Below are 8,437 nucleotides of genomic sequence, written 5' to 3' on the forward strand. Positions count from 1 at the left end.
CGAGGTTCAGTGGACGGCGGCGAGCAGGACGCCGACCCCGACGAAGAGTCCGCCGAAGAGCCGGTTGACGGTGCGCTGCCCGCGGTCGCTGCGGGTCAGTCGTCGCAGCCCCGTCGCCGCGGTGGCGAAGAAGAACCACATGACGAGGACGTCGATCACGACCACCGTCACCCCGAGCACGACGTACTGCGGCAGCAGCGGGCGGTCCGCCCGGACGAACTGCGGGATGAACGCGAGGAAGAAGACGATCGCCTTCGGGTTCGTGAGGTTGACGAGGAGCCCGCGCCGGACCATGGACCACCGCGACTCCGGGCCGCGAACGACGGCGTCGCCGTCGTCGCCGCTCGGACGCGACCGCCACTGCCGGATCCCGAGGTAGACGAGGTAGGCGGCGCCGCCGTAGCGGACGACGTCGAACAGGACGGGCGAGCCTGCGACGAGCACGCCGACTCCGGCCGCCACGATCGCGACGTGCGCGACGAGGGCGAGCTGCTGGCCGAGGATCCCCCAGATGGACCGCGCCCACCCGACGCCGATCGAGTTGGCCATCGTGTTGACCGCTCCCGCGCCCGGCGTGAGGGAGATGAGCACCCCGGCGGCCGCCAGGGTCGTCCAGACCGACCACGCCATGGCGGACAGGATAGGCGCCCGCCGACGGTCGCCGAGCACCCGAGCGCGCCGCGTGCCCGGAGCAGCGTGCACCCAGAGCGGTGTGCCCCGGGCACGACGACGGCCCGCGCGGCCCGTCCGGGTCGCGCGGGCCGTCGTCCGGTCCGGTGTTCGGTCCGACCGCTCAGCCGCAGGCGAGCGCCGCGTACGGCGCGTCGACCTCGACCGCCTCGCCGCCCGACCCGACGGTGACGACGGCCGACCCGGCGGCCACGGACGTCGCGCGCACGGCGAACGACTGGTACGCGTTGGCCCCCGGCGCGACGGTCGCGAAGGCCTTGCTCTCGTACGGCGTGCCGAGCGACACGGCGACGGGTGCGTCGCCGTCGTTCGTCGCCCGGACGGCGACGTACGCCTTGCCGGCGAGGCACCGCGAGGACGCCTCGACGGTCACGGGCACGCCCGGTCCCGCGACGGCGGTCCGCACGTCGTCGACGACGAGCACCGCCGTCCCGCCGCCCCCGAGGTAGAACGAGATCTCCGTGACCGACTGCAGGTCCGGGCGACCACCGCCGCCCGCCCACGGCGGGAGCGCGAGGTCCGCGAACGGCACGTGCACGACCCCCGCGGGCCGCGGGCCGACCTCGGGCAGCACGGTCTCCCAGAACTGGCCGCCCGCGACGACCTGTACGGTGACGCTCTGCCCCGCTCCGAGGCCGGAGCGGTCGAGCCACAGGTCGAGGCCCTCGTAGCCCCACCACGACTGCGGCGCGTCGAAGGTCCGGGTCACGCCCGCGTACCCGGACGACGCGAGCGTCGTCGCGAGGCGCATGGCCTGACCGCCGTCGGCGCCGGGGACGAGCGTCGACGTGATCGGGTCTCCCCCGCTGTTCGCGCGGTGCGCGGCGGTGAGCGCGGCGTCGTCGGCGAAGCCCTCGTAGTCCTCGACGACGATCGGCTCGGTCGGCAGCGCGTCGGTCGCGAAGGTCCGCGGCCCGCCCGTCATGCCCGTGCTCCCGGCCCCGTTCACGGCCTCGACGTGCCACGCGTACGACGTCGCGGGCTCGAGCTCCACGGCCGGCGCGAGGCTCGTGCCGCGCACCTCCGCAGACACGATCGGCGTGCCGGGCGCGTCGGTCCGGGCGAGCGTCACGCGGTAGGTCGCGGCCTGCCCGGCCGGCTCCCACCGCAGGGTCGGCGTGCCGCGCAAGGCGAGCGCGCCGTCGTCGGGAGCGAGGGCGGCGAACGCGCCGGGTGCGGCGAGCTCGCCTCCGCTGCCGAACAGGCGCACGTGGCCGAGCTGCTGCGCCCACTCGGGTGCTACGTCCGTGGGCCAGACGACGCGCACGGCGTCGGCCCCCGCAGGCAGGGACGCGGTGTACGCGAAGCGACCCCACGCGCCACCCACGGTCCCGGGCGCGCCGACGACCGCGACGTCGAGGCCCTGCCACGCGCCGTCGACCCGCGCCTCGAACGCGAGGTGGGCCGGCTCGGCGTCGGGCCAGTACCACCCCGTCGCCTCGAGGCGCGTGAGGCCCTCGCGCTCCCACGCGAGCGCCGCCGCGCCGGGCGCGTCGCGCTTCGCCCGCCCGGCGTCCCCGCCGAACAGGTCCGGGTTGCCGGTGTCGACGCCGACCGACCCCTCGGCGCTCGCGCGCGTCAGGTCGTCGAGCGCGTCGTCGACCACGGGCAGGTCGGCAGCGCCGCGCAGCGTGACGCGCTCGAGCCGTGCCGACGCGCCCGCGGGCCACGTGACGCGAAGGCGCTCGCCCTGCGCCGCGGACACGGCGACGCGGAAGCGCCCGTCCCCGTCCGGCCCGACGGCGGTGCTCGCCGGGGCCCACGTCTCGCCGTCGGCGCTGGTCTCCACGGCGAGCGCCGCGACGTCGGCGGGGTTCGTCGAACGCACGCGCAGCTCCGCCCCGGTCAGGCCGTCATGGGTCCACGTCGCGTGCGCGGCGCCGTCGGCGGCCGGGCCGAGGAGCGCGGCGTCGCCGTCGGGCGTGACCCGCAGCCCGGCGTGGTCGACGAGCGGTCGCTGCGTCTCGAGCGGGTCGACGAGGACCCGCTCTCCCGCGGCCACGACGACCGGCTCCGAGGCCGGGCCGTCCGCGCCGTCGGCGCCGACCGGCACCACGCGGTAGGCAGCGTCGCCGCCCGCGGACGTGTCGAGGTGCGGCTCGCCGGTGTCCGTGAGGCCCGCGGCGACGACCTCGAACGCGCCGCTCGGGACGCCGTCGGACACCGCCGCGCGCTCGATCCGGTACGTCGCCGCGCCCGCGGCCCCGCGCCACGACACCTCGTGGAAGCCGGACGTGCTGCCGACCGCCGTCACGAGCGGCTGCTGCACCTCGACGGCGACCGGGGCGCCCGCGAGCGCCACCGAGAAGTCGCGGATCGCCGCGACGTTGCCGCGCATGCGGTCGTCGGTCCCCGGGTAGTGCAGCGTGAAGCCGTCGTCGTGCGGCACGAGGCCGGACGCGTCGTCGTGCCCGAAGAGGGACCAGAACATCATGCCCGTGACGTCGGGCTCGGCCGCGAGCGGCTCGAGCAGCTCGGGCGTCGCGGCGGTCGAGGCGTACTCGCCCGCGATGTACACCTTCCCGGCGTCGGTGACGCGGGCCGCGTCCGCGCGGACGCCGCTCGCCGTCGGCGGGTAGTAGTGCACGTCGACGATGTCGACGAGCGGGGAGGCGAGCGTGTCGTCGTCGATGCCGAACCGCTTGCCCGCCGCGACGAGCTGGCGCGGCGCGCGCTCGGAGATCTCGGTGGCGACGTGCTCGATCCACTGGGGCGTCATGCCCTCGAGCTCGTTGCCCAGCTCCCAGGCGAGGACCGTCGGGTCGTCCTTGAGCGCGAGCCCGGTGTACGGGTTCACGTGGTCCATGACGTGGTACACGTAGTCCGTGAAGTCCGCGACGACGCGCGGGTCGGAGTAGAACTCCGCGCACGGCGTGAGCGGCGTCGTCGGCGCGCACAGCCCGTACGGCGCACCGAAGTCGCGGTGCCCACCGTGGTAGTACGCCCACTCGTCGGTGAGCGGCAGGATGAGGCGGATGCCCTTCGAGGCGGCGTAGGCGACGGCGTAGTCGATGCTCGCGAACGCGTCGGCGTCGTACCCCGCCTCCTTCGACGGGAGGATCGCGAGCGGCGTACCCGTGGACGCGAGCATGTGCGAGCGCACGACCGTCACGCCGAGGTTCGACGCCGTGTCGAGCGCGTCGCGGATGCGGAAGAACGTCGGGTGGTCGACCACGCCGGGCGGGACGTTCTCGTCGAGGCCGAGCCAGTAGATGTTCGTCCCGCTGAAGCGGAACGTCTCGCCGTCGAGGACGAGACGCGTGCCGTCGCGCTCGACGAACGAGGTGTTGCGGCTCTCGCCGAGGGGTGCGCTCACGGCGGGGATCTCCTTCGTCGGGGCGGCGGCGGTGCTGGCCGGGCTGCCGTCCGCGCTGCCTGCGGCGGCGCCGACGGGGACGACCGTACCTGCGAGCGCCAGCACGACGGCGGTCGCCAGGCCGAGCGGTCGGCGCCCGGCCGGTGGTCGACGTCCGGCGTGCGGTCGGCCTGGGTGGGTGTCGGCGTTGCCTGCGCTGGGCCTCGCCGCACGCAGTCGTCGTGGGGTCATCGTCCGCTCCTTCGCGTCGGTGGCGCGCCGGCCGCCCGACGCAGGGCGACCGTAGATCGTGGCGGCGCAGCATGTCAACGCTGTCACGATGACATCGCTCTCACGACCGAGGCTAGTGATACCAACGCATTAAGCGGTTCATGACAACGGTAGACAGACGTGTCGGCACGGTACTACCGTTGCCGCCCGTCAGGCACCACTCACGCAACGACGCGGAGGACGCATGCGACACCTCACCCCAGCCCACGGCAGACCCGGCAACGCATCCGGGCCTCGACCCGACGCGACGACGACCGCCCGCCCGAGCACCCCACGACGAGCCCTCGCCACGCTCGCCGCGGGCGTCGCGGCCCTGCTCGTGGCCACGCTCGTCCCGACGGCCCCTGCCGCGCACGCCTTCCCGGCGCGCGACAAGCAGGCGGTGATCGACTACCTGCGGTCCATCACCGGGACCTCGATCGTCTCGGGCCAGCACAACAAGGAGCCGGCCTCGGCACCCGGTCAGTACACGCAGCAGGTCCGCGACATCACCGGCCAGTACCCGGGCCTGTGGGGCGGCGACCTGATGTTCCGCGGCGAGGACCAGGCGAACCGGCAGCGCGTCGTCGACCAGGCGAAGACGGAGTGGGCCAACGGCTCGCTCGTCGCCCTCACGTGGCACGCGTGCTCCCCCACCGGACCGTCGACGTGCGAGTTCGAGGGCGGCGTCAAGACGCAGATCAGCCAGAGCCAGTTCGAGCAGGTCGTCACGGGCGGCACCGCGCTCAACCAGACCTGGCGCCAGCGCATGGCCGAGGTCGTGCCGTACCTGCGTCAGCTCCGGGACGCGGGCGTGCCCGTGCTGTGGCGGCCGTTCCACGAGATGAACGAGACGTGGAACTGGTGGGGCGGCCGCGCCGGGGTCAACGGCGGCGCCAAGATCTACCAGCAGATGAAGGACTACTTCGACTCCCAGGGCCTCGACAACCTCATCTGGGTCTGGAACGTCCAGGACAACCCCAACGCGAACTGGGCGAGCTACTACCCCGGCAGCTCGTACGTCGACGTCGTGAGCCTCGACGTCTGGTACAAGAACCACCCCAGCACGTCGGACTACCAGCAGATCCAGTCCATCGCCGGGAGCAAGCCCATCGCGATCGCCGAGATGGGGAAGGTCCCGAACGACGCGCTCCTCACTGCCCAGCCGCGCTGGAGCTACTTCATGGTCTGGTCCGAGCAGCTGCGCGGGAGCAACACGAACGCCGAGATCCAGGCGGCGTACTTCCACCCGCGCGTGCTCAACCAGGGCGAGGTGCAGCTCGGCGCCGGGGGCGGGACACCGAACCCCGACCCAGGCCCCGCGACCGGCGCGATCGTCGGGCTCGCCGGCAAGTGCGTCGACGTCGCCGCCTCCGGGACCGCGAACGGGACCGCCGTCCAGCTCTACACGTGCGCGCCCGGCGTCGCGCAGACGTGGGAGCTCCGCACCGACGGCACGATCCGCAACCCGAACGCGGGCAGGTGCCTCGACGTCGCGGGCCAGGGCACGGCCAACGGCACGGTGGTCCAGATCTGGGACTGCAACGGCTCGGGCGCGCAGCAGTGGGTGTACTCGACCGCGACGCAGTCCCTGCGCAACCCGCAGGCGAACAAGTGCCTCGACGTCACGGGCCAGTCGTCGGCGAACGGGACTCGGCTTCAGGTCTGGGACTGCACGGGCAACGCGAACCAGCGGTGGACCCTGCCGTCCTGACTCCCCGGTCCGGCTCGCCCGGCCGTCGTGAGCGCCCCCTCGCGATCGCCGGGCGAGCCTGTCAGGTGGGCGGCGAGCCGACGTGGAAAGGTTGCCCCATGACCGGGCCAGCCGACTCCACCACCCCGCCCCCCGTCGTCGTGCCGCCGGACGCGCTCGCCGCCGCGGCCGCGGGCCGCACGTTCGACCCGCACGCCGTGCTCGGCCCGCACCTCGCGCCCGACGCCGACGACGCGCGCGCCGTCGTCCGGGTCCTGCGTCCGCTCGCCGACGAGGTCGTCGTCGTCACGACCGACGGCGAGCACGCGGCGGCGCACGAGCAGGACGGCGTGTGGGCCGCCGTCGTCCCGGTGCACCAGGACGCGGACGGCACCCGGCACGCCCCCGACTACCGCGTGCGGGCGCGCTACGGCCACGAGGCCACGACCGCCGACGATCCCTACCGGTTCCTGCCCACGCTCGGCGAGGTGGACCTGCACCTCCTCCGGGAGGGGCGGCACGAGGAGCTGTGGCGCGTGCTGGGGGCCAACCTGCGCACGTACCCCAGCGCGCTCGGCGACACGACCGGCACCGCGTTCGCCGTGTGGGCGCCCAACGCGCGCGCGGTCCGCGTCATCGGCGACTTCAACGGCTGGGGCGCGACGCACCCGATGCGCTCGCTCGGCTCGAGCGGCGTCTGGGAGCTGTTCGTCCCGGGCGTCGGCGCGGGCGCGCGGTACAAGTACGAGATCCTCGGTCCCGACGGCTCGTGGCGGCAGAAGGCCGACCCCCTCGCCAAGGGCGCGGAGGTGCCGCCCGCGACGGCGAGCATCGTGGTCGACTCGCAGTTCGCGTGGACCGACGACGCGTGGCTCGCCGAGCGCGCCGCCCGCGACCCGCACACGCAACCCCTCAGCATCTACGAGGTCCACCTCGGGTCGTGGCGCCAGGGGCTGTCGTACCGGGACCTCGCCGAGCAGCTCACCGCGTACGTCGTGGAGCAGGGCTTTACGCACGTCGAGCTCCTGCCCGTCGCCGAGCACCCGTTCGGCGGGTCGTGGGGCTACCAGGTCACGGGCTACTACGCGCCCACCTCACGGTTCGGCCACCCCGACGACTTCCGGTACCTCGTCGACCGCCTGCACGCGGCCGGCGTCGGGGTCGTCGTCGACTGGGTGCCCGCGCACTTCCCGCGCGACGAGTGGGCGCTGGCCCGGTTCGACGGCACGCCCTGCTACGAGCACGCCGACCCGCTGCGCGGCGAGCAGCCCGACTGGGGCACGTTCGTCTTCGACTTCGGGCGCAACGAGGTCCGCAACTTCCTCGTCGCCAACGCGACGTACTGGCTCGAGGAGTTCCACGTCGACGCGCTCCGTGTCGACGCCGTCGCGTCGATGCTCTACCTCGACTACTCGCGCGGCCCCGGCCAGTGGCACCCCAACGTGCACGGCGGGCGCGAGAACCTCGAGGCCATCGCGTTCCTCCAGGAGGCCAACGCGACCGCCTACCGCCGCACGCCCGGCGTCATGATGATCGCCGAGGAGTCGACGGCCTGGCCCGGCGTGACCCGGCCGACCTCGTCCGGCGGCCTCGGGTTCGGGCTCAAGTGGAACATGGGCTGGATGAACGACTCCCTGCGCTACGTCGCCGAGGAGCCCATCAACCGGCGCTACCACCACCACGAGATCACGTTCTCGATGGTCTACGCCTACTCCGAGCAGTTCGTGCTGCCGATCAGCCACGACGAGGTCGTGCACGGCAAGGGCTCGCTCTACGGGAAGATGCCCGGCGACGACTGGCAGAAGCGCGCCGGCGTGCGCGCGTTCCTCGCGTACCAGTGGTCTCACCCCGGCAAGCAGCTCCTCTTCATGGGCAGCGAGATCGGCCAGCACTCCGAGTGGAACGAGGGCCGCTCCCTCGACTGGGACGGCCTCGCGGCCGACCTGGGCCGGCAGGGCGTGCAACGCGCCGTGCGCGACCTCAACGCGCTGTACCGCGCGACCCCGGCCCTGTGGGAGCTCGACCACGACCCCGCCGGCTTCGAGTGGCTCGACGCCGACGACGCCGACCACAACGTCCTCGCCTACGTCCGCCGCGGGCGCGACGGCAGCGAGGTCGCCGTCGTCGTGAACTTCGCCGGGACGCCGCACGAGGGCTACCGCCTCCCGCTGCCGTCGGGCGGCGCGTGGCGCGAGGTGCTCAACACCGACGCCGAGGTCTACGGCGGGTCCGGCGTCGGCAACCTCGGCGAGGTGGAGGCGGAGGCCGTCCCGTGGAAGGGTCGCGCGCACTCCGCGACCCTGCGCCTGCCCCCGCTCGGCGCGCTGTACCTCGTCCCGGCGCCGAGGTAGAGGTCTGGTCTGCCGAGGTAGAGGTCTGGTCTGCTGACGTAGAGGTCTGGTCACCCTGGGTGGTGGGGGGGGGGGGGGGGGGGGGGGGGGGGGGGGGGGGGGGGGGGGGGGGGGGGGGGGGGGGGGGGGGGGGGGGGG

At 74.1% G+C, this 8,437-nt stretch carries 4 protein-coding genes; 2 read left to right on the top strand and 2 right to left on the bottom strand.

Annotated elements, in window-relative coordinates; all coding sequences use genetic code 11:
- Positions 1 to 6: 6 nt before the first annotated feature.
- A complete protein-coding gene (locus ACTJIY_RS16035) occupies positions 7 to 630 on the bottom strand; it encodes a LysE family transporter (protein ID WP_440674642.1) in 624 nt (207 codons plus the stop codon).
- 163 nt (positions 631 to 793) lie between these two features.
- The gene (locus ACTJIY_RS16040) at positions 794 to 4,237 is read right to left on the bottom strand and encodes a cellulase family glycosylhydrolase (protein WP_440674643.1); all 3,444 of its coding nucleotides are present in this window, start codon (positions 4,235 to 4,237) and stop codon (positions 794 to 796) included.
- Between the two features lie 223 nt (positions 4,238 to 4,460).
- On the opposite strand from ACTJIY_RS16040, the gene ACTJIY_RS16045 reads away from it, so the two are divergent.
- Together ACTJIY_RS16045 and glgB are read left to right on the top strand one after the other, a co-directional pair.
- Positions 4,461 to 5,969 (top strand): glycosyl hydrolase, encoded by a 1,509-nt coding sequence (locus ACTJIY_RS16045; protein WP_440674644.1) that lies wholly within the window; start codon positions 4,461 to 4,463, stop codon positions 5,967 to 5,969.
- A gap of 98 nt (positions 5,970 to 6,067) precedes the next feature.
- Positions 6,068 to 8,299: a 1,4-alpha-glucan branching protein GlgB gene (glgB, locus tag ACTJIY_RS16050; protein ID WP_440674645.1), complete on the top strand. Its 2,232-nt coding sequence runs from the start codon at positions 6,068 to 6,070 to the stop codon at positions 8,297 to 8,299.
- Positions 8,300 to 8,437: the final 138 nt, after the last annotated feature.

The sequence above is a fragment of the Cellulosimicrobium sp. 22598 genome, from assembly GCF_052044445.1.
Classification (GTDB): domain Bacteria; phylum Actinomycetota; class Actinomycetes; order Actinomycetales; family Cellulomonadaceae; genus Cellulosimicrobium; species Cellulosimicrobium cellulans_G.